We start from the raw sequence: 26216 nt of genomic DNA, 5'->3' as shown, positions 1-26216 counted from the left end.
ATGACTTAACGTACAGGGGGCCACCTGTACGTTTTTATTTTAACTAAAAAAAGCAATCAAATAAATGAATTTTACTCATAAATTTGATTGCTTTTTTGTTTTATTCAGAGACTTATGTCACAGCCTCTTATTTTTATAGAAGGAAAATTTTATCTTTACATGCTTCAATCGTTTCCTCATCCCAAAGAGAGACTTGTACCTCGCCAATATGGGCTTTGCCTAGAAGTAACATACACATTCTACTTTGACCGATACCACCACCAATAGTTAATGGTAAGTCGTTGTTAATGACTTGTTGGTGATAAGGGAAAGCTAATCGGTCATTGGCATTAGCTTTTTCCAATTGCTCTAATAAAGCATGATCGTCTACTCGAATCCCCATACTTGATAACTCCATTGCACATTGTAAGGGTTCGTGCCAAAATAATAAGTCGCCGTTTAAAGACCAATCATCATAATCAGGTGCACGATTATCATGAGGTTCACCATGTTTTAAAAGGTCTCCAATTTGTAAAATAAAAGTAGTTGGATGTTCTTTAACAAAAGCGTGCTCTCTTTCTTTAGAACTTAAATCAGGGTATAAATCAGCTAATTCTTGGCTTGTAATAAAAGCAACATTGGTATCAATTGTTGTTGTTACTTTAGGGTATTTAGTATGTAATCGACTTGATGTTTCAGCCATGGCATTTACTAAACCTTGAACTGTTTCTTTCAAGTAATCAATTGTTCGTTGCTCTTTTGAAATGACTCTTTCCCAGTCCCATTGATCCACATAAATAGAGTGTAAGTTGTCTAATTCTTCATCACGTCTGATGGCATTCATATCTGCATAAAGACCGTTACCTGAATGAAAATCGTATTGCTTTAAAGCAACGCGTTTCCATTTTGCTAATGAATGAACAACTTCTCCGTTATCATTTAAAGCAGGAACATCAAATTTTACAGGGCGTTCACTACCACTTAAATTATCATTTAGTCCAGAACGCTCATCTACGAAAAGAGGTGCTGAGACTCTTTTTAATTTTAAACTTCCAGTTAATGCTTCTTCAAAACAACGTTTGATAAAACCAATCGCTGTTTGTGTATCATAAATGTTTAATGTTGATTGGTAGCCTTTTGGGACTATTGTTTTCTCCATAATCATAACAACTCCTCAGATATTTTACTGACTATTGTACCACACATATTTTATCAGATTAAAAAATATTGAATTTTTTTAAATACTTGTTGATTTATAAAAAAAGATGCTTATAATTGAAAATGAGATTCATTATCAATTAGTTAGGGCTTTATTTTTTTAATGTTACTTGTTAATGAATGAACAATAGTTTTAGGGGGAGTAAGTAAATGTGGAAAAAATATTTATCGTTATTCGGGCTAGGTATAATAGCTCTTTTAGTAGTTGGGTGTAAAGCTCAAACAGAAGATAGTAGTAAAGAAAAAGATGTTAAGGTGATTGAAACAGAGATGGGAAAAGTAGAAGTACCTACTAATCCTAAAAATGTATTAGTTAATTGGTATGTTCATGATGTTGTTTCATTAGGTGTTAATCCAGTTGGTTATGCAGGATGGGCTCATGAATCAATGCCGATGTTTAAAGAAATGAAAGATATACCTGTTGTAGAAAAATGGGAAAAAGAAGAGTTACTTTCTTATGAACCAGATTTAATTATTACCTATGATAAGGAAGATTTTGATAAGTTTTCAAAAATTGCGCCTGTTGTAGTTGTTTCAGAAAGTAAAACACCTGAAGAAAGATTAACATTTTTAGGAGAAGTTTTAGGAAAAGAAGATAAAGCAAAAGAGTTAATTCAAACCTTCGAAGATAAATTAGAAGTAGCTAAAGCAACATTTGAAAAAGAAGAGTTTAAAGGTAAGACTTTTAGTATATTTGAGGATTGGGGAAGTGGCTCTTTTGGTGTAGGATATGAAACAGCTTCTCGTGGAGGTACATTACTGTATGAAAAAATCGGATTAACTTATCCAGATAAATTAAAAGATTTGATTGAATCATCAGGTGAATCAAGAAAAGGGTTATCTTATGAAGTGGCAGCCGATTATTTTGGCGACTATATTATTTGGTTCTTACAACCAGATGTTAAAGAGTCTGAGTTCCAAAAAACAAAAATCTGGCCAACTATTCCTGCTGTTAAGGAAGATCGAGTGTTAATTGTGCCTGGAGATTTGAATGGTTTATTTTATTATTCTGATGTTTCAAGTTTAACAGGTCAACTGGAATACTTTACTGAAAATTTTGATTCATTAATTAGGAAATAAAAAATAGATGAGCAATCTATTCGTGGATTGCTCATTTTTCTTATGTGAAACAGAGGGGAAGAAGGAGTTAAAAAATATGGAAAAAATAGATAAAAAGAAAGGTTCTATTCATTTTAGTTTTTATATGATAATTGGCATCATTTTATTATTTTTTGCATGTTTTTTATCAATTTCATTTGGAGCTTCGGAAATGACTGTGAGAGATGCTTGGGAGGCTATTTTTTATTTTGATGCTACTAAAACAGAACATCAAACGATTATGACACTACGATTACCAAGAACGATAGCCGATATGTTAGTTGGGTCCAGTTTAGCTGTTTGTGGTGCAATTATGCAAGGAACCACTAAAAACCCATTGGCAGACTCTGGTTTGATGGGAATTAGTTCTGGTGCAACTTTCTCAATGGCAGTTGTCTTAGCGTTATTTCCTCAGTTTAGTTATTTTCAAATGCTACTTGTTTCTTTTTTAGGAGCTAGTTTAACAACAGGATTAACTTATTTTGTGGCTTCATCAGGAAAAAGAGGGATGACTCCTCAGCGCCTTGTTCTTGCGGGAATCTCTATTTCAATGTTATTTGGAGCAATGAGTAGTTACTTATCGATTAAGTATCATTTAGGACATGCTTTAATGTACTTTACAGCAGGAGGAACAGCAGGAGCTAAATGGAATGAATTATTAATTATTTTTCCTTTCTTTTTTATCGGTATCCTTTTATCCATTCTTTTGTCACCGTCAATTACCATGCTTAGTTTAGGCGAAGAAACAGCAGTTGGCTTAGGGATTAATATCCAAAAAATAAGAGGGGTTTCTACAATAATTGTTCTTGTTTTAACAGGACTTTCAGTGGTCGTTATTGGACCTGTTAGTTTTGTCGGTCTTATTATTCCACATATCGTTCGATTTTTTGTTGGGGTAGATTATCGTTACATTATTCCAGCGAGTATTTTATATGGTGCCTTATTTACAGTGTTAGCTGATTTAGTTGGTCGAGTGATAAATCGTCCTTTTGAAACACCAATCGGAATTATTTTCTCCTTAATTGGGGTTCCGTTTTTCCTTTATTTAGTCAAAAAAGAAAGGCGTGAATTTTGATGAAAGGACAGGTAACCAAGAAAAAAATCACTTTATTCATATTGGTTTTACTATTAATCATTTTAAGTGTAGTGAGTATTAATTCAGGAAAAATGAGTTTGCCACCTGGAATTGTTTTAGATGTTTTTATGGGAAAAGGAACAGCACAACAAGAAATGATTGTGTTTGATTTTAGATTACCTAGAATTATTTTAGGTATTTTTGTTGGTTTAGGTATGGGAATATCAGGAGTCATTATGCAAAGTCTTTTAAAGAATGACATGGCTAGTCCAGGAACTTTAGGTATCAGTTCAGGCTCGGGATTGTTTGTGCTAACTTATGTTGTTTTATTCCAAGCTGAATCGACTATTTCGGCCTATGCGATTCCTTTAGTGTCATTTGTTGGGGGAATTATTTCAGCAATGATTATTTTCTTTCTCTCATATTCACCTAATCGTGAAATGTCACCTACTAGTTTGATACTGACAGGTGTAGCTGTGGGAAGTGGTTATAGTGCAATCACAACAGTGTTAGGTCTAAAGTTAGATGAACGTCAGATGGAATTTATTCAAAAATGGCAAGCTGGAAATCTGTGGGGAGATGACTGGCGCTATTTAAAAATTTTAATTCCTTGGATACTGATTCTGTCATTATATGCCCTGTATAAATCAAATGTACTAAATACCATTCATCTTGGAAATGAGACAGCTAAGGGGTTAGGAGTAGCGGTTAAGAAAGAATTTATTATTTTGATACTTGTAGCTGTAGCTCTGTCATCTGGAAGTGTTGCTTTAGGAGGTAACTTTTTTTTCGTTGGTATGATTGCTCCTCACATGGCTAGAAAACTTGTAGGAGCCAATCATTTTTATGTCATACCAGTATCAGGTTTACTAGGCGCTTTAGTCATTATTTTAGCTGATACGATAACGCGTTCTATTAGCTTAGGTAGTGATGTGCCAACAGGGATTATTATTACTGTGTTAAGTACCCCTTATTTTTTATATTTATTGTCAAAAGCAGATTAGGAGATTATTATGAATCGAATCACAACAGAATCGTTATCAATAGCGTATGAAGAACAAATGATTGTTGAAAATCTTAATTTAGTCATTCCTACGGGACAAATCACGTCAATAATTGGTCCTAATGGGTGTGGGAAATCGACTATTCTTAAAACGATAGGGCGTATTATGAAAAAAAAATCAGGTATGGTTTATCTAGATGGTGCTGATATAGCGAAGATATCAACAAAAGAAATTGCCCAGAAGATGGCAATATTACCTCAAACGCCAATTGCACCAAGTGGATTAACAGTAAATGAATTGGTTTCATATGGAAGGTTTCCGCATCAAAAAGGATTTGGTAAATTAACGAGTAAAGATAAAGAAATTATTAGTTGGGCAATTGAAGTGACCAAATTAACAGAGTATAGTACTCGTGAGATTGACAATTTATCTGGTGGACAAAGGCAACGTGTTTGGATAGCGATGGCTTTGGCTCAACAAACAGATTTGATTTTTTTAGATGAACCAACAACCTATTTAGATATGACACATCAACTAGAAGTATTAGAGCTTCTTTCAGAGTTAAACAAAACACAAAAATGCACGATTGTTATGGTATTACATGATTTGAATTTAGCTTCACGTTTTTCTGATTATATATTAGCAGTCAATAAAGGTGAAATAAAAGCAAGTGGCACACCTGATAAGGTTATTACGAGAGAAAATCTCATAAATGTTTTTCAAATTGATGCCACAATAGTGAAAGAGCCTATTCATCAGAAACCAATTTGTTTAACCTATGAATTAATAAAAGAATAGCGTATGATTGTAGCAGAAATAGATTAAGGATAGGTGAAGTATATGACTCAGAATTTAATCACTAGTTTGGAAAAATTTGAGCCTTTTAATGAGCAAGAAACAAAGGATAAAGAATTAATCCTGTCTTTACTACAATCAGAAGAAAATATTTTTCTTAGAAGTAATCTAACAGCTCATATGACATCATCAGCTTGGGTTGTGAATAAAAAGAGGGATAAAGTTTTAATGGCCTATCATAATATTTATGATACTTGGGCTTGGTTAGGTGGACATGCAGATGGTGAGAAGGATCTATTAACAGTTGCCTTAAAAGAAGTTCAAGAAGAAAGTAGTTTAACTGAAATAAGACCTGTTTCTACGGATATATTTTCAGTAGAAGTTTTAACTGTGGATGGTCATATTAAAAAGGGAGAGTATGTATCATCACATCTTCACTTAAATATAACGTATTTGATTGAGGCAGATGAGTCGCAACAAATTCAAATAAAAGCAGATGAAAATAGTCAAATTGGCTGGTTTTTATTAGATGATGGGGTTCAAGCATCTAATGAAAAATGGTTCCGAGATAATGTCTATTCAAAACTTAATCAAAAATTGAGACTACAAAAAACTGAAGCATAAGTTAATTAACTTACGCTTCAGTTTTTTTGATTTCTTTTTCATAAATGTAGTCATTCATTACATAACCTTCGCCAATATCAACGTAACGCTCGCCAACTTGAGTGAATCCACGATGCTCATAAACGGCAATGGCTAGTTTATTTCCTTGGTTGACATTGAGATGTAACGTTTTTCCTTCACCAATTTCTTCATACCAATTAAAGATACCACTTGAAAGGCCTTTACCTCTTAAATTGGAAGATAGGTATAATTTACTAATATAAATCTGTTCCTCAGTTTCCTCATAAGCGGTGTAGCCTACAAATTGATCATTATAACTTAATAGAAAATAGTTTGCTTGATTAGCAATTTCTGATTGAATATTTTCTATGGACTGGTAGTTTTTAAGCATGTAAGCAACTTGTTTTTCACCAATAATGGGGGTGAAAACTTCTTGCCAAATGTCTTGTACAACATCAAAAAGTTGTTGCACCTCTGATTCAGATTGAACGGCTATTTTTTGTAATGTCATAGGCACAAATCTCCTTATATAAATGTCATTAGCATATACTTAAAAAATAAAATATTCAACTAATAAAATTGCTGATATTAGTTTATTAAAAGTTAAGGAGAGAGTGAGATTTTTATAATTTAAATAAAAGCTTAAGAGTCAAAAAAATGAGAAAGCGCTATTAGATATCAAGAAGAGTTATTTATACTTCATAAAAATAAAGGTTGTTTTAACTTAAAAAAGGCTAATAAAAGTAATTTAAACTTAATTATCAGATATAATTGAGTTATTTATCTATTAGTGTTAAAATTCATTTCGGAAAGAACCAGGGGAAAGCAATGGCTAAACTGTTCTTGTAGTAAAAACGAATCATATGATTCTAAATTTATTGGAGGAAGAAATGAAGATTAAAATTATTGGTTTAGGTAAAATGGGTTTAAATTTAGTTAATAACTTAGTAAGTCATCAACATGAAGTAGCATGTTTTGATATTAATGAAACAGCTAGAGAAGAAGCTAAAGAAGTAGGCGCTGTTGCAGCAACTACTTTAGAAGAATTATTTACCATGAATCAGGATGAAACTTCTATTTATTGGTTGATGTTACCATCAGGGCCTATCACAGAAGAAATGATTAAAACATGTCGTGATAACTTAAAAGCAAATGATATTTTAATCGATGGCGGTAATTCAAAATTTGCAGATAGTATTCATCACTACCATTTCTTAAAAGAAAAAGACATTCATTTCTTAGACGTTGGTACTTCAGGTGGTATGAGTGGAGCACGTAATGGTGCTTGTATGATGGTTGGTGGAGACAAAGTAATTTTTGACTTAATCGAAACGTTATTTGCTGATTTATGTGTTGAGAACGGCTACCTATATTGTGGTGAAGCAGGCAGTGGTCATTACCTAAAAATGGTTCATAACGGTATTGAATACGGTATGATGCAAGCAATAGGAGAAGGTTTTAACTTATTGCATCATTCAAGATATGATTATGATTTAGAACAAGTAGCTCGAGTGTTTAACAATGGTTCAGTGGTTCGTAGTTGGTTAATGGAATTAACTGAAAATGCCTTGAGAGAAAATCCAACGATGGAAGGCATTAGCGGTCAAGTACCATCATCTGGAGAAGGTAAGTGGACTGTTGAAGAGATGCTTGAATTAGGGCAATCAGCACCAGTCATTACTCAATCGTTATTAACGCGTTACGCGTCAATGGATACAGAAAAATACGGTGAAAAGGTAATTGCGTCTCTTAGAAATCAGTTTGGTGGACATGCTATACCTCAAGATAAATAAAATAATGCAAGTGATGTAGTAATTTAAGTTGAAAGACCTAAATTATTACATCGCTTTTTCTTTTTATAAAAAGCATCATAAATATTTAAGATATAGCTAAGAATTACTTTAAAACTCAGTGCTGATAATACTTTATAGTTAATTTAAGAAGAAATATTAATCAGCGGAGGTTATGAAAATGAAAAAAATTGGTGTTATTTTTGGTGGAACGTCAGCAGAGTACGAAGTGTCTTTAAAATCAGCTAGCGCTGTATTGAAAACAATGGGAAACATGCCTTATGAAGTAGTCATGATAGGTATTACTCAACAAGGTGAGTGGCTTTTATATCAAGAAGATATCGAGTTAATTGAAAATGACTTGTGGTTCTTGGAAGCGAGTTGCCGCGCTTTAAGTTTTGATTTTACAGGGAAAGGTTTTATAGATAAAACTAGTAGTAAAACTATTCCGGTAGACATTGTCTTTCCGGTTTTACATGGTGGAGACGGTGAAAATGGTGTGATTCAAGGGTTGTTTGAATTAATGAAATTACCATACATTGGTTGTGGTGTTGTCCCATCAGCTATCTCAATGAATAAAATGATGCTTCATGAATTTGCGGAAACAGTAGGTGTTAAAAGCACGCCTTCAATGGTTGTCTCATCTAGCTCAAAAAATAGTCACCAAGTTCATGAGTTTGTTGAAAAAAATAAATTTCCTTTATTTGTTAAACCAAATGAAGCAGGCTCATCAAAAGGAATTAGTAAAGTTAATAGCGAGTCTGAACTTCTAAGAGCTATAGATGAAGCCAGTCAATTCGATACTAAAGTTATTCTACAAAAAGAAGTAGTGGGAATTGAAATTGGTTGTAGCGTACTAGGAAATGATGATTTAGTGTTGGGTGCCTTAGATCAAATCAATTTAGTAGATGGATTTTTCGATTACGAAGAAAAATATCAATTATTAACAGCTAAAATCCAAGTGCCAGCTCAACTAGGAATAAGTTTGGCAGAAACTATCAAAGAACAAGCAATAAATCTATACCGAAGTTTAGATTGTAAAGGATTAGCTCGAATCGATTTCTTTTTAACGACAGAAGGAGATATTTTATTAAATGAAATTAATACGATGCCAGGTTTTACTGATCATTCTAGATTTCCTATGATGATGAGAGAAATTGGTTTGTCCTATGAAGATATCATTGAACGACTCATTGAACTGGCAGGTGAAAGTGATGACAAATAATTACTTGCAATTAGTTAATCAACATTTTCCAGTGAGGGATAAGGAGCGACCATGTCTCTTAGAACAAGCTCCTTTTACTGATAAAAATTTATTGCTAGATTCGGTAGTAGCAAAAAAATTAAAAGCATTAGTAGAAGCAGTAGGGTTACAAGACAAGGTAATTGTGACTGATGGATTTAGAACTAAGGAAATGCAACAACAAATATGGGATGAAACGATTCAAGAAAAAGGAGAGCTGTTTACAAGGAAATATGTGGCAAAGCCTGGATGTAGTGAACATGAATTAGGTTTGGCTGTAGATATGGGATTAGCTGAGGTGGCTAACGACTATATTTGTCCGTCCTTTTCAGAAGGTCCTGTTGTTGAAAGATTTCTAAAAGAGATGCCGGAATATGGCTTTATTTTAAGATATCCAGAAGGCAAAGAGGCTGTGACAGGTATTAGTTATGAGCCGTGGCATTTCAGATATGTTGGAACCCCTCATAGTCAAATAATAACTCAGCAAGGTTGGGTATTAGAAGAATATATAGCATTTTTAATGGATACAAGAGGTAAGCTAAATGAAGGATAATAGACAATTAGGAATTGATTTTTTTAGAATAGTAGCAGCAGGAATGGTTGTTGCTATTCATACATTTCCTTTTTCATCGATTTCTCCTAAGTTGGATGAATTGATTACCTTAACTTTATTTAGAGTTGCTGTGCCTTTTTTCTTTATGACAACAGGTTATTTTCTAATTGGGCCATTAGCTAAAAAAAGATCTTATCTTACAGAAAAAAAATAGATATTTTTTTAATAAAATTAGCAAAAATATATGGAGTAGTGGTGGTATTGTACCTTCCTTTATCATTTATGAATGGTACTTTAAGCATTAAACAATCAGCCTTTGAATCGATTAAATTATTCCTATTTGATGGGACTTTTTATCATCTATGGTATTTTCCAGCTATCTTATTAGGCGTTCTATTAGTTAGTTTTATGTTAAAGTACGCTTCTTTTAAAACAACATTTGAAATTAGTTTGTTTCTTTATATGATTGGTCTTTTAGGTGATAGTTGGTATATTCTTGTCGCTAAAGTTCCAAGTTTAGAGGCTTTCTATAAAATGATCTTTCAAGTAAGTGATATGACTCGAAATGGTCTCTTTTTTACACCACTTTTTTTATGTTTAGGTGCACTGATTTATCTTAGAAAAGAAAAAAAATCTTTACGTCAAAAAGAAAATATTTTTCTACTAGTTTTAAGTTTTGGGTTATTAATGCTAGAAAGTATAATTCTTCACTTAAGTAATAATTTACGACATGATAGTATGTATCTCTTTTTACCTTTTGTGATGTATTTTTTATATTCTGTACTGTTGGAATGGCAACCTGCCTATAAGATAAAAGAAGGTAATAATCTATCTCTTATGATATACATTATTCATCCTATAGTTATAATGGGGGTTCATTTTATTGCTAAGAGAGTAGGGTTTATCCGCTTTAGTCTCATTTATTTTGTGTTAGTTTTTATTGTTAGTTATCTGTTAGCGCAGTTAGTTCTTTTTGTCATGAGTAAACTATTTGTTTCTAAAGAGAAGAAAACCTCTTTTAGAGCAGAAAGAGAAATATCATCCCAAGCTATTTCTCATAACTTAAATGAGATAAAAAAATGTATTCCCCAAAAAACACAGGTCATGGCAGTTGTAAAAGCTAATGCGTACGGAGCAGATCTAGTTAAATACAGCCAATTACTTGAAAAAAAAGGTGTAACATTTTTTGCAGTGGCAACAATTGATGAAGGCATTCAGTTAAGGAAAGCCTTTATTAAAGGGAATATTTTAGTGTTAGGTTATACAGACATTAGTCGTGTCGATGATCTTAAAAAATATGATTTAATCCAGTCTATTGTTAGCGATGAATATGCTAGAAGATTAAATGCAACGAAAAAGAGGATAAGATGCCATCTTCAAGTAGATACAGGAATGCACCGATTAGGAGTTGAACCAAATAGTCAGTTAATTCAATCTTTATATGAATTAAATTATATAAAAATTGAAGGGATATACTCTCATTTAGGATCATCAGATTCATTAGATGATAAAGCTATTAAGCGAACGGAACAACAATTAATTTGTTATTGTACCTTGTTAAATGATTTAAAGAAACAGGGAGTAGAGTATGGAGTGACTCACATTCAAAGTAGCTATGGAATTTTAAATTATCCAGAATATGAGTTTGACTATGTGAGGGTTGGGATTATTTTATATGGTTTTTTAAGCTCCAATGAACCAGTTAGAACTAAGTTATCGCTAAAACCAGTTATTCAAATTAAAGCTAAACTGATATCCAAAAGAGAAGTTAAATCAGGAGAATACCTTGGTTACGGAACTCAAATAAAATTAGATAGCAATAAGTTAATAGGAATTGTAAGTATTGGTTACGCTGATGGGTTACCTAGGTCTTTATCTAACTCAGATTATGGTGTATTTTACCAAGATCAGTTATTACCACAAATTGGTAATATTTGCATGGATATGATGTTAGTTGACTTATCAAATACTAGGAACATACCAATTGATGCAGAGGTAATAGCACTATCCGATTTTGAAGAAGTTGCTTTAATGGATAAAACCTTAACGAATGAAACGTTAAGTCAGTTAGGAAATAGGTTAAGTACAGGAATAGTTAAATGAACATTGTGAAATAGACTAAACGTTTAGTTAAGTCTATTTTTTTTGTTCAAATATTATTATCTAGTGAAACGTAAGGTGAAAGTCTATTTAATTCGATGTTTATAAAACGAATAATTAAATAAACGAATATGTTTATTATTACCTAACAACATATATCAATTTTGTAGTAGTAGAGATTATTGTTTAGGAAGTGTAAATGTCTTTTTTTTCTGTTTTATTATGAAGTATGTTTTTTGAAAAAAATCATTAATAAGGTTAAAAATGTCATATAAATAGCTACATTCAGATAGTTAATAAACGAATGTTTATATAAATAAATAACTGATATACTTGTCATTTTTTTGTTACATAAACGTAATCAAAATCAATGGATATAGCTTGATTTTACGCTTTTAAAGAGTTATTATTTGTAAATAAAAAAACAATAACAAACGTGATTTCTGCTTGTTGAATGTACGGAGTCAACACAGAGAATCTCTCTAATAATATTGGTCTATTATTGGTGGGCTCCGTGCATTGAGCAAGTAGCTAGTTATTATTTTAAGAGTATATAAGATATCCTTTTACGATAAAGGATATCTTTTTTTATTTTTTTGTTCAAAAATCACCCAATAATCTTGACATTGCTTAAATATTTGTTATGATAAATTTATATATAGTTTACAATCGTAAATTTCGAAAAAGAGATTAAGGGGGAAAAAGAGAATGTCTGATAATATTAAACGAGATAATGATAATGAACATAATGGTCATCACGAGCATCATTCGACTAATCATGATCATTCACATCATGACCATGGAATGGATCACTCGGCTCATGGAGGAGATTTTAAGAAAAAGTTTTTTGTCTCTTTATTTTTAGCGGTACCTATTATTTTTATGGCACCAATGATGGGGATTGAACTACCTTTTCAGTTTTCGTTTAATGGTTCAGAGTGGGTAGTATTAGTTCTTGGAACGATTCTTTACTTTTATGGAGGAATGCCTTTTTTATCAGGAGCTAAAATGGAGATAAAGATGAAAAATCCAGCGATGATGACTTTAATTTCACTTGGTATTTCAGTTGCTTATTTTTATAGCGTATACGCCTTTATCGCTAATAACTTTTTGAAGAGCTCCATTCATATTATGGATTTCTTTTGGGAATTAGCCACATTAATATTAATTATGTTGTTAGGGCATTGGATAGAAATGAATGCCGTTAGTAATGCTGGAAATGCGCTTCAAAAAATGGCTGAGTTATTGCCAAATGAAGCGACTGTTTTTGAAGAAGATGGCTCGACACGAGAAGTGAGTCTTCAAGACGTTCAAATCGGACAACATTTAATGGTTAAAGCAGGAGAAAAAGTTCCTACAGATGGTATTATCATTGAAGGAAAAACGACTATTAATGAGTCCATGATTACAGGTGAATCTAAGGATATTGTAAAATCAATTCATGATAAAGTGATTGGTGGTTCAGTCAATGGTTCAGGTGCGCTTATTGTTGAAGTGACAGGAACAGGAGAATCTGGTTATCTTTCTCAAGTAATGGAATTAGTAGGAAACGCACAAAGCGAAAAATCTCGTGTGGAATCTCTCTCAGATAGAGTAGCAAAATGGTTATTCTACATTGCCTTAACAGTTGGAATTATGGCTTTTGTTGTTTGGTTTATGTTAACAAAAGATATTAATATTGCTCTTGAAAGAATGGTGACTGTTTTAATAATTGCGTGTCCTCATGCGCTAGGTTTAGCAATTCCATTAGTAACGGCGCGTTCAACGTCTCTAGGAGCACAAAATGGTTTATTAGTTAAGAATCGTCAAGCTTTAGAAACAGCCAAACAAGTAGATGTGATTATGATGGATAAAACTGGAACTTTAACTGAAGGAAATTTTGCTGTGAATGAGTATATCTCGTTCAATTCATCTTACACAAACAAAGATGTCTTAACTTTAATGGCTGCTTTAGAACAAACATCAAGCCATCCATTAGCAGTAGGGGTTTTAAATAAAATGACTGAATTAGGCTTAGAGATACCTCAAGTACGAGATGTAGTTAATTTACCTGGTATTGGTATGGAAGGTTTTGTTAATGATCAAAATGTAAAAATAGTAAGTGTTTCTTACATGAGACAAAATAATATTGCTTTTGATGAAGAGCAATTTAACCAACTGTCAAGCCAAGGAAATTCTGTTAGTTTCTTATTACTTGAAGGAGAAAGTGTTGGATTGATTGCGCAAGGTGATCAAATAAAACCTGATGCTAAAAAAATGATTGGCGATTTAATTGAACAAGGAATAAAACCAGCGATGTTAACAGGTGATAATAAACAAGTAGCAGCAGTAGTTGCTAAAGAATTAGGTATTGAGACAGTTCATGCGGAGTTAATGCCTGAGGATAAAGAGCGACTTGTTAAACAATATAGAGATAAAGGGTTAGTTGTGATGATGGTGGGAGATGGTGTAAATGACGCGCCAGGATTAGCTAGAGCAGATATTGGTGTTGCTATTGGTGCAGGAACTGATGTGGCTATTGACTCAGCTGATGTCATATTAGTAAAAAGTAATCCTTTTGATATCTTACATTTTCTTTCTTTATCAAAAAACACACAGCGCAAAATGGTGCAAAATTTATGGTGGGGAGCAGGATATAATATTGTTGCCATTCCACTAGCTGCAGGTGTTCTAGCAAGTGCTGGGATTATTCTAAGTCCAGCAGTGGGAGCAGTTCTAATGTCTTTTAGTACAGTCATAGTTGCAATCAATGCCATGACGCTAAAAATCAAATAAGAATCTTTAGAAGAAGTTAATTGAAAAATTAGCTTCTTTTTTGTTTGACAAAAGTTTATCTTTTTTATATAGTAAGTATACTTATTAAATTAGGAGGACGATCAATATGTTTGAATCAAAAAAAGAAGTAAAAGGGAATTTTAATTTAGAAAAAGTGTGGAAATTGTATGAGAATGTTGAAAGATGGGCAGAATGGGATGGTTCATTAGAGAAAGCTAGTTTAGAAGGTAAATTTATTGTAGGCTCTAGTGGCGTTATGACAACTATAGGTATGCCTGAAATGCCATTTACTCTAATAGAAGTAACAAAAGGTAACTCATTTACAACGAAAAGCGTGGTAGGACCTTTTGAAATTGAGGTTTCTCATAAATTAACTAAGTTATCTGAAGTAAGCTCAGTGATAGAGCATGGTGTTACCGTTAAAGGTCCTGATTCAGAAAAAGTAACGCAAATTGGTAGTGGGATAGCTCACTCTTTTACATCTGCATTAGATAAATTAGGAGCGTTATCCATATGAGAAAGCATTCAAAATTTGAAAAAAGTCAGGATAGTATCGGTTTTACTTTTTGGCAAACTCATATGTTGTGGAGCAGGCAGGTGAAAAAAGTTTTAACACCTTTTAAACTAAGTCATACTCAATTTGTTATATTGAGTGTTATCAGCTATTTAGGAGATGAAAAGACAGAAGTAGCTCAAGTAGATGTCTCAGAAATGTCTCAAATAGATACTATGACTATTTCAACAAGCATAAAAACGCTACTTAAAAATGGCTATTTACACCGAGAAAAAAGCCAACATGATACAAGGGCATATAAATTATACCTTTCTGATTTAGGCGAAGAAGCGCTAAAGAAAAGTTTGGTAGCTATTGAAGCAATTGATCAAGCCTTTTTTTATGAATCTGGGATAGAGGTTTCATCATTTTTAGGCATGTTACATGAATTGAATGGACAAACAGATGCGTAGATATTGGATAGGTGTTGTTTCCTTAAATCATATTAACAAAGGAATTGAAAGTAGTTTTATTCAATTGTGTCATGGGAAAGAAAGTCCTTTAAAAAGAATGTCTGAAGATGATGTCATCATCATTTATAGTCCTAAAATAGATCTATACTCAAAAGATAAATATCAATGTTTTTCAGCTATTGGTAGACTTGTAGACAACAAAATTACACAAGTTGAGATGGCTTCCGATTTTCATCCCTTTAGACGGAATGTGGATTTTATTGAAAATATTAAACCTGTTTCCATTCACGGTATTAAAGATAGCCTTGAATTTATTGAAGATCAAAGATATTATGGTGCCAAATTTAGATATGGTCACTTTGAGATTTCAAAAGAAGATGCTATGAGAATTTGGAAAAAAATGAAACCTGATGATTAAGAACTAAATAACACTCAGATTGCTTTCCTTTAGTAAACTAGCTATACTTAAGTGTGGTTAGTAGTAGATGCTTCAAATGGTTGAAGGGAAGTGACTCTATGAGTTTTATTGAGATTGGTCAAAGGTTATTAATCGCTGTTATTATGTCTGGTTTGATAGGTTTTGATAGGGAATTTAAAAGTCGACCAGCTGGTATGAGGACACATATTTTAGTTTGTGTGGGAGCAACGATGATTGCTATTTTACAAGCTGAACTTTATCTAAATGCGATTGAACAAATAGCGAAAGACCCTGTATTAGCAAATGCTATTAAGATAGATCAGACGAGATTAATTGCTCAAGTTGTTAGTGGAATTGGTTTCTTAGGTGCTGGAACAATTATAGTGACCAAGCGCTCAGTTGCGGGGTTAACAACGGCTGCTTCTTTATGGACAGTTGCTTGTTTAGGATTAGTAATTGGAATGGGATATTATGAATTAGCTTTTATTGGTTTTATTGTGATTCAGTCAACCTTATCATTACTAAAAAAAATAATTGTTGTGCCTTCTATTAAAAATTTAGAAGTGAAGTATGTTCATCGCTCAGAAACCAAAGAGTTTATTATTGAGTACTTTTTAGAACATAAAGTGGAAGTGAAAGATACAAACGTGTCAGTTGAAATATTAAATAGTCGAAGGGTTTATACGAATATTTATACGATTGAAATACCTAAAAATTATAATATCTATGAGTTAATTGAAGAATTATCGGCGCATGAAAATGTTCGGAAAATTAAATTACTTGATTTGTAAGGAGAGATAAAATGATTCGAAAAAGTTTTACAGGAGAAGACGTATCTGTTTCTGGACCTTATTCACACGTAGTTGATGCGGGAAATTATTTATTTTTCTCAGGGCAAGTTGCTAAGAATAGTACTACTTATGTGGAAGAAACAGGAAGTATTGAGGAGCAGACGAAGCAATGCTTTAAAAATTTAGAGGCAGTTTTAACAGCTGCTGATGTTAGCTTTGATGATGTGGTTAAAGTTAATGTGTATCTGACAACTATGAAACATTTTGAAGGAATGAATCAAGTCTATCAAACGATGTTTAAAGAGCCATTTCCTGCTAGAACATGTGTAGCAGTTCATGAGCTACCTCTTGGTTCAGCGGTTGAAATTGAATTAGTAGTCTATAGAAAATAAATAAAGAAGGAGGCTGACCTGAAAAGGTTAGCCTCCTTATTTTGTTTAGGCGATTTTTTTCTTTTTAATGATTTGAGTTAACAGATTAATAAAATGGGTTGTGGTAGGTGTTAATTCCTTATCTTTTGAGTAAATCAAACCGTAAGATGAAGAAACCGTTGAGTCTTTAATTGATAAGACATCAATGTCATAACTTTTATCCTTAAGAGCTGATTGAGGTACAATGCTACACCCCATATCAGCTTCTACCATTGTTAAGAGTAGCTCCATATCAGAGCAACCAGAAATCTGTTGATGGGACTTAGTATAGTCGGTTAACTGATTCAAAATTGCTTGGTAAGTACCTAATGCTTGATTACTAGGTAAGATAAGTGGAGTCATTAGTCTTCTTGGGAGTGTTTCGATATAAGTTCTTTTGTTAGTAGATTTAGAACAAATAAAATAATAAGGTTCCTCTTCTAATAGAATGGTTTCAAGGTGTGTGGTGTTAATCGGAAAACGGACAATCGCAAAATCAAGTTCATTTTTTCGAATCATCTGACTTAAATGATTGGATTCATTTTGATGAATATTAAGCTTTACTTGTGGATAGTCTTTTTTCATTTGTCTAATGACAGGTAATAACAACTGAGAAGAAATGGTATTAATGCCAATACTCACTATTTCAACTTGTTCTTTATTAGATGAACTTACTTTAGATTTGGTCATTTCAATTTGTTTGATAATTTTTTTTGCCTCTTGATAGAGAATATCTCCTGAATGGGTAAGAGAGAGCTGCCTTTTATCACGATTGATTAAAGGGACGCCAACTGATTCCTCTAATGCTTTTAAAGACTGACTTAATGCTGGTTGAGCCATGTGTAGTTTTTGTGCTGCTTCTGTAATAGTTTTAGATTCAGCTATGGTAATAAAATAGGTTAGTTGTTTAATATCCATAAATTTTCCTCCAATCATAAAGAATATCAATGATTATCATCATTTTTTAGTATTAGTCTCACTTCTTAAAATATGATAAGTTAGTTTAAATTAAAAAAAAATGAGATTTCTAATATATTGCTAATGATTATAACAATTTATTGATTAAAAGGCACTAAAAGAATCTCGAAGGAGGAGATTTATATGAAACAAAAAGTAGGGTGGCTAGCTTTAGTGTCGTTGATGTCCTTAGCTGTATTGGCAGCTTGTGGTAATAATAAAGAGAAAGCAAGTAATTCAAGGAAAACAGAAGATGTTTCTCAAGTGATAAATATAACATCAGAAGCTCAAATTTCAACAATGGATCCAGCTCTTGCAGCGGATACTACCTCAACTCTAGCGATGAATCAAGTTTATGAAGGGTTGTATGTCTTAGGAAAAGACGATGAATTTGTTTTAGGAGTTGCTAAAGAAGAACCAACTGTTTCAGATGATTTAACAACGTATACGTTTAAATTAAGAGAAGATAGTAAGTGGTCAGACGGCTCTCAAGTAACAGCAGCTGATTTTGTCTACGGTTGGCAACAAATTGTGACTCCAGCAGTTGGTTCACCTAATGCTGATGTGATAGTAGGGGTGATAAAAAATGCTAAAGAAATTTACGAAGATGGAGCAGATCCTAAAACGCTAGGAGTTAAAGCGATTGATGAAACAACTTTAGAGGTTCAATTGGAGCGACCTGTTCCTTACTTAAAAAGCTTACTAACGTTTGCGATTTTTTATCCTAAGAAAGAAGCTTTCATTGAAGAACAAGGTAAAGAGTTTGCGACTTCATCTGAAAATCTGCTATACAACGGACCATTTGTCATGGAAGGTTGGGAAGCTTTTGCTGATGAGTGGACTTATAAACCAAACGCAGAGTACTGGGATAAAGAAACTGTTAAGTTAGAATCGGCAACTGTTCAAGTGATTAAAACCCCTTCAACAGCAGTGAACTTATTTGAAAGCGAAGAAGTAGACGTTGTTAATAAATTAACATCTGAATACGCTAAAAACTATAAAGAAAATGAATCGTTTTTACCGGTTGAGCAATACGTAACATTCTTCTTAAAGTTAAACGCTGAAAGAAGCGGTAAAGAGACACCTTTAGCTAATAAAGATTTACGTCAAGCAATAGCACAAAGTTTTGATAAGGAAGCTTTTGTAACGAATATTTTAGGAGATGGCTCAACGGCAACGGATAATTTAATCCCTAAAGGTCAAACTAAAGAACCAAAAAGTGGAGACGACTTTACAGACGTTGCTAAGAAAACGAATACGTACTTAACGTATAACCCAGAGGCAGCTAAAAAATCATTAGAGTTAGCGAAAAAAGAATTAGGTGATAAAATTGAGTTAGAGTTCTTAACAGATGATACGGAAGTTGCTAAAACATCAGCTGAATTTTTCTCTAATCAAATCGAAACAAATCTGTCAGGAGTGAAAATTAATATTGTTCAAGTACCATTTACAGTTCGTGTAGAAAGAGACCAAAAGAAAGATTACGATATTGAGCTTTCAGGTTGGGGGACAGATTACCGTGACCCGCTAACAGTTATGAGAATTTTTGTAAGTAACAACTCAAGTGGTGGTATTACATATAGTAGTCCTACTTATGATCAATTAATTAATGATTCAAGAGAAAAAGATGCTGGCAATGTGGATAAACGTTTTGATAATTTCATTCAAGCTGAAAATGAATTGATTAATAAGGATACAGTGATTGCTCCCATCTATAATCGTTCTTTAGCTATTTTAGCGAATCAATCTATTAAGGATATGTATTGGCATCCATTTGGTTCCACTTATTCACTTAAGTGGGCTTATGTAGAATAAGGAAGGAGTGTTTTAACAGTTGTTAGTCATAAAAAATATTCGATTAGAAACAGGATTTAACTGGGTCAATCAACATGTCGTTAGCACAAATACTGAAAAATTTGATGTGTTAATTGAGAATGGTCAAATCAAAGACATTCAAAAAGAAATTTTAGTAACTCCTGAAATGGAAGTGGTAGAAGGACACGATCAGCTACTACTTCCTGCAATGAGGGAGATGCATATTCATATTGATAAAACTTATTTTGGTGGTAAATGGCAAGCGCCAAGATCCATTACTAATGGAATATTTACACGATTTGAAGAAGAAAGTGAGTTACTACCAAGACAATTAGAAACAGCTAGTCAAAGAGCACACGCAGTCGTTCAACATTATATTAAACATGGTCATCGACATATTAGAAGTCACTGTAATGTTGATCCTTATATTGGAACGAAACACATTGAGTTAACTAAAGAAGTCCTTTCTAGTTATGATGATCAACTAACTTATGAAATTGTGGCCTTTCCTCAACATGGTTTATTAAGATCAAAAGTCTATTCTTTAATGGATCAAGCTATGCAAATGGGAGCAACTCATGTGGGTGGAGTAGACCCTTCAACTGTGGATAAACATGTGGATAAGTCGTTATCGCAGATTTTTGATTTAGCTGTTAAATATGATAAAGGCGTAGATGTCCATCTACATAATCGAGATACATTAGGTGAATATGAATTTAATAAAATGGCAGATTACACGCGTCAAACAGGTAAGCAAGGACTTGTAACGATTAGTCACGCCATGGCTTTAGGTGATTTAGAGGGTGATCCATTGAGTCAAATGATGGCTAATTTAGTTTCAACTGGAATAGACGTTACAACAACCATTCCAATTGGCTTACAACGAAAAACAATGCCTGTTTTAGAGTTAAGCAAACATGGCGTTCAAGTTTCTTTAGGTCATGATAGTTTAATTGATCACTGGTCACCTTTTGGTAGTGGCAGTACGATTGAAAAGATGAATACTCTTGCGGAGCGTTTTAGTGTGAGTGATGAATTTAGATTAAGTCGCATTTGGCGTTATAGTACTAATAATGTGACGCCACTTAATGATAGTGGTGAACAGGTTTGGCCACTTGTTGGAGATAGAGCAGATTGCATTTTAGTAGATGCTGAAAGCTCAGCTCATGCCATTGCAAGAAAAAGAGACATTACTAAAACAATCTTAAATGGACAATTAGCTTATGAAGCGGTAGAAAGAATTGAGGTGGGTGAGTAATGAAAAAACAACGATTGGATAATGTGGCTTTCGAACTTACCCACAAACAAGATGAGTTTGGTTTAATGCAACCTATTACGGATTTGTTCTCAGTAGTTGTGGATGAAAAAGCTGAAATTGAATCTATTACCCCTATGTCTCTTGTGGATAAGCAAGAGTTTGTAGGTGATATTCGAGACATGAAAGGTTTATTAGCCACACCAACTTTAAAAGATATGCACAACCACTTAGATAAAACCTATATGACTCTTGGGTGGCGAGGAACATTACCTGTGGGAAGTTTAAAAGAAAGATTAGCAGCAGAAGCTAATGAACTACCTTTACTTGCTGCTTCAACAAAGGATAGAGCTAGTAAGATGATTGATTCTATGATGCGTCGTGGTGTTAATCATATTAGAACTCATGTGAATATCGACCCTTATATTGGCCTAAAAAACTTAGAAGGCGTATTAGAGGCTGTTGATAAGTACCAAGATAAAATGACTTTTGACATTATTGCTTTTCCACAACACGGCTTATTAAGAGATGGCATGGATCAACTAATGAGAGAAGCTTTAAGAAACGGAGCAACGATGGTAGGTGGACTAGATCCAGGTGGTATTGATAATGCTGTGGAAAAATCATTATATGAAGTGATGAATTTAGCCACAGCATTTGATAAAGATGTGGATATCCATTTACACGATCGAGGCCACTTAGGAACATATACTTATTCTACTTGGTTAGATTTAGTCGAGGAGAATAACTATCAAGGTAGAAGTGCGATTAGCCATGGCTTTTCTCTAGGTGACGTGACTGAGACAGAACAAGACGAGTTAATCACACGAATTGTGGAAAACAAAATGAGTATCATGTCGACTATTCCTTATGGTCAGAAGAAAGCTTTTCCACCAATTGATAAAATTAGAGCAGCTGGTGGTGAAGTGTATCTTGGCTGTGATGGTTTCTTTGATTCTTGGAGTTCTTATGTTTCAAGTGATTTGATTGAAAAAGTGAATAATTACTGTCAATTAACAGGAAAAATCACAGAGATGGGGATAAGTGATACGATTGATTTAGTAACAAGAGGAAGAAAAGTCTATCAAAAAGACCAATCGCCTTGGTTAAAAGTTGGCGAAAAAGCAAATATTATTTTTACAGAGAGTACGTCAACAGCTGAATTAATTGCTCGCTTACCTCAAAAAAGAACATTGTTATTAAATGGTCATTGGGTAGAACCTGTGATTATTAAATAAATTATTTTTTATTTCAATCGGAAGAACAGATAAAAAAGAGTCAAAAATGAATATTTCATTTTTGACTCTTTTTAATTTTTTAATAATTTAGAGTTTGTCTCATTATTTGAAAATTATCTATCTAATAGTTTTTCTGTGTTATTCTTTACTTTTTCTCCAAGAGAGTTTATTTTGTTTCTATTTTCTTTAATTTCTTTAGCTACCATGCTGATAGAGTCAAGCTCTTTATCAGATAAATCTTCTACAATGTTTAACAACTTTTCATTGCCACCAAATTTATCGTTTACAATTTTTTTGGTTTTGTACCTAGTAGTTTCGTGTTCTATTTTCTCCATAATTTTTTCTGAAAAAGTAACCGCAGCATAAACACCGGCTATTGTTGCTACACTAAATCCGATACCAATTTTTGTACTAGTTTTCATCAAAATCATTCCTTATCTCTCATTTTTAAATATAGTTGAATTGTAACATATCTAGTTATTTTTTAACAATAATAAGACTTTAATTATCTGTTTAGTCTTTTTGTTAGAGAGGGATCATAGTAATAATTGTTTAGCTGAGTCAATTTCTTGATAGTCTTAAAAGTAAAAACTCAGCTTATCAATTATTTGACTTATTAAATAAAGAAAAAGAAGTTTTACTTAGGAACGATGTCTTTTTACAAAAGTAGCGATATCATCAATACAGTCTTCGGCTTGAGGAAAATGTCCAATTTGGTCAATGTAAGCATGTCCCATTCCTTTATAAAAGGTCACTTTTGTTTCAACGTTGACTTCAATTAATTTTTTGGCATAAGCAAGACTCTCAATAGATAAATAATCATGTTCACCAACTGAAATAAAAGTTGGTGGCAAGTTAGGACTAACAGAAGAGTATGGTGATAAGTAAATATTATTTAGCTCATTAGTCTGTAAAACTTGAGAAAGACCTTCTGACAAATTATTAAATACGGTAATGGCAGGTAAAATGGTTTTTCGTTGTTTAGGATAAATGGCGATATCTTTTTCGATATCAAATTCAGTGTATTGATCTTTAATACCAGCCATATTAACAGTTGGATAAAGTAGAATTTGACCACAAATTTCTTGTTTGTTTTCTTCAAGATTTCGATTACTACAGTAAAGTGCTAAATTTCCTCCAGCGCTATCACCTGCAACTAAAATACTGTTGATGTCACCACCCCAACTGGAAGCTTTCTTAACAACCTCTTGAAATCCTGAGTAACAATCTTTATGACCAATAGGAAAAGGAAATTCTGGAGCTAATCTGTAATCAATGGCTACAGCAATCATATTTGTTTTTTCTACAAAGGTACGCAAAGCTTCTCGAATGACATCAATACTGCCTGCTAAAAAAGCGCCACCGTGAATATAATAAAGAATAGGTGAATTTTCTATAGGGGCATCACTTTGAAAACGAATCATAGGAATGTCGTAGTCATCCTCTGCTTTAGCCGTAAAAGGATATTCATTAATTTTAGTTGTTGTAATAGGTGTTGAATTAATGCCATTAAACATACTACGTAAACGGCTAATTGATTTTGGAGAATAATCGAATTTAAACAAATTGTTTGGTAGTAACTGCATTAGGAAACTTATTTTTCGTTGTGATTTGTAAAGCCTAGGATCCATAGCTCCTTCAATATCACAGTCGGGAATAGGTTTAACAGTTGTTTCAACATCGCGAATCGTACTAACATATTGTTTTTCTTTGATTGTTGTCACTAAATAATTATCATAAGTTCGAGTCATGTGAAGCCCTCCTTTTTTATTAAAATACTTACCTTTAATATAGCATAAATGTGACTCAAAGTAGGATTCTTAAGTAAGTTAAATACTTAATTGACAACTGGTAGCCTGATAGGCTAAATTAGTAGCTAAATATATCTAAAGGGGTATTCCATTTTGGAATAGCGAATGAGGAGGAAGTTAGTTATGTCATTAATTGTATTAATTGGTGCGCAGGCTGTCGGTAAAATGACTGTGGGGAAAGAATTAGAAAAAAGAATCGATGGTAAATTGTTATTTAATCATCAAACCATAGATTTATTTGCGAATTATTTAGGCTATAATCATCATACCTTTTCATTATCTGATTCTACTAGAAAAGAACTTTTTAAAGCTTTTGTGGCCAATAAAGGCAATAATACAACTGAGTCAATTATTTTTACAGTTCTTGTAGCTTTTAATCAGGCTAGTGATATAGATTTTCTAAAAGAGATAGCTAACACCTTTTTAGAAGAAGATGAGGACGTGTATTTTATAGAATTAGTATCAAATCTTTCCGTTCGATTAGAACGTAACAAGCAAGAGAGTCGACTATTAGCTAAACCTTCTAAACGAGATTTGGTTTTTTCTGAGAACGAGGTGCTAACAAGCTATGAGAAACATCAATTAGAAAGTAAAGGAAATGAATTATCGGCTTTATTTGAACCATTAGGCATTCACTGTTTAAAAATTGATAATACTTCTCTTAGCCCAGAAAGTGTTAGTGAGATCATTATTGAAAAATTTGAATTAAAATGATGTATTTTAGTCATTTATTTATATGTTTGAAAAAGGAGGATAAAAATGAAGAAACTAGTTTTTTTAGTATTGAGTTTTAGCTTACTGGTAGGCTGCCAATTAAAAAAAGAGCCGAAAGTTAAGGAAGGCATTAATAAAGAGACTGTGGATAAAATTGTGGGTAGATGGGAAGCTCATAGTTATGATTTCGGTACTTATGAGATAACAAATGATGGAAAAAACCTTACCTTAAACCAAGAAGAACTTATTATTGAATATGCAGATGAAGAAACTGTTAGAACAACAGTAAAAGACGATGAAACTTTCCACTACACATTTGAAATAGTGGAAGAAGGTATCGTAATTTATCCACAATACGATGTGGAACAAATAAGTGATAAACCAGGTGAAAGATTAGTGGGAGGTGACTTAGCTCCGATAGAGTTGAAGAAAGAAATAACTTTATCAGAAAACTATTTGTTTGGTGAATGGGATTCAGTAGAAGAGGATTATAAGATATCTCTTAGAATCAGTCCGAGTTATCAACCTGGAGAAATTAAATTAGAGACTGCTGAGAATAGAGAGTTTTTGAACAGTGAAGAAGTTGTTTTAACTATGGAAAAAGAAAGTGGGAAAAGTATTAGTTACTTAAATCAAGATAAAAGTTTACGGTATTCATTTGGCTTAGATGAGAAAAAACAGTTGCTTCATACTCGTGCTGTGACTGACTCGAATCAGGTGGGGATGTCTCGGCCGATGCATTTAAAAAGAAGATAACTAATGTATTTTGCTTTTTTATTTGTTTTTTAGTAGGATATATATTATTGACGGAGGGGGACTCAAAATGAGCGAGAAAAAAATAACGAGATTACCGAGATATCAACAAGTCGCAATAGAGATTGCAGAAAGAATTGTTGATAATCGCTATCAAGTTGGCGAAAAAATACATGCTAGATCAACTCTTGCGACAACTTTTGGTGTATCTCCAGAGACGGCTCGAAAAGCAGTAAATATCTTAGTAGATTTACAAATTATGGAAGTAAAGCATGGCAGTGGAGTCATAGTAGCCTCTAAGAGTAAAGCAGTTAATTATTTAGAGCAATACCGCGATGTTCAATCTATTGAAGAAATCAAAACCGATTTATTTACTAGTTTAGAGAGACAAAAAGCAGAACTAAATGAGTTTACAACAATTGTTAACCAGTTAGTGTCTCAAACAGTGAAACTTAATAAAGTAAACCCAATGCTTCCTTCAGAACTGGTGTTGACAGAAGAAGCTGAACACTTAAATACATCTATCTCAGATTTAAACTTGTGGCAAGAAACAAGTGCAACGGTAATAGGAATTTTACATAAAGAAGAATTAGTTTTATCACCTGGCCCGTATGCATTTTTAACAGCAGGGGATACGGTGTATTTTGTAGGAAATGAATTTGCCACACAAAGAATGATTAACTTCTTTTACCCAAATAAACATGACTAGAATGCAGAGATGCATTCTTTTTTTGTGAAATCAAAGCTTTGACAAAGTGACCACACCGTGTTACGGTAGTATGGTCACTTATTTTTTTCAGAAAATAAAAAGAGTTTACAAAAAAAGGAGCGAAT

27 protein-coding genes are annotated in these 26216 nt (G+C 33.0%); 22 read left to right on the top strand and 5 right to left on the bottom strand.

What is annotated here, in order from left to right:
* Window positions 1-133: 133 nt before the first annotated feature.
* Entirely contained in the window at window positions 134-1138 is a 1005-nt protein-coding gene (asnA, locus tag ACODH8_RS06435) for an aspartate--ammonia ligase (protein WP_332466456.1), read from the bottom strand.
* A 209-nt stretch (window positions 1139-1347) separates the two neighbouring features.
* Between asnA and ACODH8_RS06430 the strand changes: the two genes are divergently transcribed.
* The 5 genes from ACODH8_RS06430 (at window position 1348) to ACODH8_RS06410 (ending at window position 5793) form a co-directional block, all read left to right on the top strand.
* Complete coding sequence (locus ACODH8_RS06430; RefSeq protein ID WP_332466455.1) at window positions 1348-2277, top strand: ABC transporter substrate-binding protein; 930 nt, start codon at window positions 1348-1350, stop codon at window positions 2275-2277.
* 76 nt (window positions 2278-2353) lie between these two features.
* A complete protein-coding gene (locus tag ACODH8_RS06425) occupies window positions 2354-3370 on the top strand; it encodes an iron ABC transporter permease (protein ID WP_332466454.1) in 1017 nt (338 codons plus the stop codon).
* Window positions 3370-4374 (top strand): iron ABC transporter permease, encoded by a 1005-nt coding sequence (locus ACODH8_RS06420; protein WP_332466453.1) that lies wholly within the window; start codon window positions 3370-3372, stop codon window positions 4372-4374. The genes ACODH8_RS06425 and ACODH8_RS06420 overlap by 1 nt, the downstream gene beginning before the upstream one ends.
* A 9-nt stretch (window positions 4375-4383) precedes the next feature.
* A complete protein-coding gene (locus ACODH8_RS06415) occupies window positions 4384-5172 on the top strand; it encodes an ABC transporter ATP-binding protein (RefSeq protein ID WP_332466452.1) in 789 nt (262 codons plus the stop codon).
* A 42-nt stretch (window positions 5173-5214) separates the two neighbouring features.
* Window positions 5215-5793: an NUDIX hydrolase gene (locus ACODH8_RS06410; RefSeq protein ID WP_332466451.1), complete on the top strand. Its 579-nt coding sequence runs from the start codon at window positions 5215-5217 to the stop codon at window positions 5791-5793.
* 10 nt (window positions 5794-5803) lie between these two features.
* On the opposite strand, the gene ACODH8_RS06405 is transcribed toward ACODH8_RS06410, so the two are convergent.
* The gene (locus ACODH8_RS06405; protein WP_332466450.1) at window positions 5804-6304 is read right to left on the bottom strand and encodes a GNAT family N-acetyltransferase; all 501 of its coding nucleotides are present in this window, start codon (window positions 6302-6304) and stop codon (window positions 5804-5806) included.
* A 379-nt stretch (window positions 6305-6683) separates the two neighbouring features.
* Here ACODH8_RS06405 and gnd point away from each other — a divergent pair, with 379 nt between their 5' ends.
* The 11 genes from gnd to ACODH8_RS06350 all read left to right on the top strand — a co-directional run bounded on the left by gnd (window position 6684) and on the right by ACODH8_RS06350 (window position 16821).
* On the top strand, window positions 6684-7586 hold the full coding sequence (gene gnd / locus ACODH8_RS06400) for a phosphogluconate dehydrogenase (NAD(+)-dependent, decarboxylating) (RefSeq protein WP_332466449.1): 903 nt from the start codon (window positions 6684-6686) through the stop codon (window positions 7584-7586).
* A gap of 178 nt (window positions 7587-7764) precedes the next feature.
* On the top strand, window positions 7765-8808 hold the full coding sequence (gene vanC, locus ACODH8_RS06395; protein ID WP_332466448.1) for a D-alanine--D-serine ligase: 1044 nt from the start codon (window positions 7765-7767) through the stop codon (window positions 8806-8808).
* Window positions 8798-9379 (top strand): D,D-carboxypeptidase/D,D-dipeptidase VanXY, encoded by a 582-nt coding sequence (gene vanXY, locus ACODH8_RS06390; protein WP_332466447.1) that lies wholly within the window; start codon window positions 8798-8800, stop codon window positions 9377-9379. The genes vanC and vanXY overlap by 11 nt, the downstream gene beginning before the upstream one ends.
* On the top strand, window positions 9369-9593 hold the full coding sequence (locus ACODH8_RS06385; protein ID WP_420517644.1) for an acyltransferase family protein: 225 nt from the start codon (window positions 9369-9371) through the stop codon (window positions 9591-9593). The genes vanXY and ACODH8_RS06385 overlap by 11 nt, the downstream gene beginning before the upstream one ends.
* Window positions 9594-9640: 47 nt before the next feature.
* Window positions 9641-11482, top strand: coding sequence for an alanine racemase (gene alr / locus ACODH8_RS06380; protein ID WP_420517643.1), 1842 nt, complete (start codon window positions 9641-9643; stop codon window positions 11480-11482).
* 705 nt (window positions 11483-12187) lie between these two features.
* Complete coding sequence (locus ACODH8_RS06375; protein ID WP_332466445.1) at window positions 12188-14254, top strand: heavy metal translocating P-type ATPase; 2067 nt, start codon at window positions 12188-12190, stop codon at window positions 14252-14254.
* Between the two features lie 106 nt (window positions 14255-14360).
* The gene (locus ACODH8_RS06370; protein WP_332466444.1) at window positions 14361-14771 is read left to right on the top strand and encodes a hypothetical protein; all 411 of its coding nucleotides are present in this window, start codon (window positions 14361-14363) and stop codon (window positions 14769-14771) included.
* Window positions 14768-15220 (top strand): MarR family winged helix-turn-helix transcriptional regulator, encoded by a 453-nt coding sequence (locus tag ACODH8_RS06365; protein ID WP_332525847.1) that lies wholly within the window; start codon window positions 14768-14770, stop codon window positions 15218-15220. Before ACODH8_RS06370 ends, ACODH8_RS06365 begins: the two co-directional genes overlap by 4 nt.
* Window positions 15213-15638, top strand: coding sequence for an EVE domain-containing protein (locus tag ACODH8_RS06360; protein ID WP_332466442.1), 426 nt, complete (start codon window positions 15213-15215; stop codon window positions 15636-15638). Before ACODH8_RS06365 ends, ACODH8_RS06360 begins: the two co-directional genes overlap by 8 nt.
* Before the next feature lie 98 nt (window positions 15639-15736).
* On the top strand, window positions 15737-16429 hold the full coding sequence (locus ACODH8_RS06355; RefSeq protein WP_332466441.1) for an MgtC/SapB family protein: 693 nt from the start codon (window positions 15737-15739) through the stop codon (window positions 16427-16429).
* Window positions 16430-16440: 11 nt separating this feature from the next.
* Complete coding sequence (locus tag ACODH8_RS06350) at window positions 16441-16821, top strand: RidA family protein (RefSeq protein ID WP_332466440.1); 381 nt, start codon at window positions 16441-16443, stop codon at window positions 16819-16821.
* A 45-nt stretch (window positions 16822-16866) separates the two neighbouring features.
* On the opposite strand, the gene ACODH8_RS06345 is transcribed toward ACODH8_RS06350, so the two are convergent.
* On the bottom strand, window positions 16867-17757 hold the full coding sequence (locus ACODH8_RS06345; protein ID WP_332466439.1) for a LysR family transcriptional regulator: 891 nt from the start codon (window positions 17755-17757) through the stop codon (window positions 16867-16869).
* Between the two features lie 183 nt (window positions 17758-17940).
* On the opposite strand from ACODH8_RS06345, the gene ACODH8_RS06340 reads away from it, so the two are divergent.
* From ACODH8_RS06340 to ACODH8_RS06330, 3 genes are read left to right on the top strand one after another with little or no spacing between them, the layout of a single operon-like run.
* On the top strand, window positions 17941-19611 hold the full coding sequence (locus tag ACODH8_RS06340) for a peptide ABC transporter substrate-binding protein (RefSeq protein ID WP_420517642.1): 1671 nt from the start codon (window positions 17941-17943) through the stop codon (window positions 19609-19611).
* Window positions 19612-19630: 19 nt separating this feature from the next.
* Window positions 19631-20869: an amidohydrolase gene (locus tag ACODH8_RS06335; RefSeq protein WP_332466437.1), complete on the top strand. Its 1239-nt coding sequence runs from the start codon at window positions 19631-19633 to the stop codon at window positions 20867-20869.
* Window positions 20869-22104 (top strand): amidohydrolase family protein, encoded by a 1236-nt coding sequence (locus ACODH8_RS06330; protein WP_332466436.1) that lies wholly within the window; start codon window positions 20869-20871, stop codon window positions 22102-22104. The genes ACODH8_RS06335 and ACODH8_RS06330 overlap by 1 nt, the downstream gene beginning before the upstream one ends.
* A gap of 113 nt (window positions 22105-22217) precedes the next feature.
* Here ACODH8_RS06330 and ACODH8_RS06325 read toward each other — a convergent pair whose 3' ends face one another.
* A complete protein-coding gene (locus ACODH8_RS06325; RefSeq protein WP_332466435.1) occupies window positions 22218-22526 on the bottom strand; it encodes a hypothetical protein in 309 nt (102 codons plus the stop codon).
* Between the two features lie 219 nt (window positions 22527-22745).
* The gene (locus ACODH8_RS06320; RefSeq protein ID WP_332466434.1) at window positions 22746-23855 is read right to left on the bottom strand and encodes an alpha/beta hydrolase; all 1110 of its coding nucleotides are present in this window, start codon (window positions 23853-23855) and stop codon (window positions 22746-22748) included.
* A 183-nt stretch (window positions 23856-24038) separates the two neighbouring features.
* Here ACODH8_RS06320 and ACODH8_RS06315 point away from each other — a divergent pair, with 183 nt between their 5' ends.
* The 3 genes from ACODH8_RS06315 to ACODH8_RS06305 all read left to right on the top strand — a co-directional run bounded on the left by ACODH8_RS06315 (window position 24039) and on the right by ACODH8_RS06305 (window position 26091).
* Window positions 24039-24629 (top strand): hypothetical protein, encoded by a 591-nt coding sequence (locus ACODH8_RS06315; protein ID WP_420517641.1) that lies wholly within the window; start codon window positions 24039-24041, stop codon window positions 24627-24629.
* Between the two features lie 45 nt (window positions 24630-24674).
* Entirely contained in the window at window positions 24675-25385 is a 711-nt protein-coding gene (locus ACODH8_RS06310) for a hypothetical protein (protein WP_332466432.1), read from the top strand.
* Between the two features lie 67 nt (window positions 25386-25452).
* Complete coding sequence (locus ACODH8_RS06305) at window positions 25453-26091, top strand: GntR family transcriptional regulator (RefSeq protein WP_332466431.1); 639 nt, start codon at window positions 25453-25455, stop codon at window positions 26089-26091.
* Window positions 26092-26216 lie beyond the last annotated feature (125 nt).

Origin of the sequence: Vagococcus fluvialis (assembly GCF_048815235.1) — a bacterium.
Classification (GTDB): Bacteria; Bacillota; Bacilli; order Lactobacillales; family Vagococcaceae; genus Vagococcus.
The sequence above is the reverse complement of the archived record's forward strand: the minus strand, read 5'-3'. Positions and strand labels throughout refer to the sequence as shown.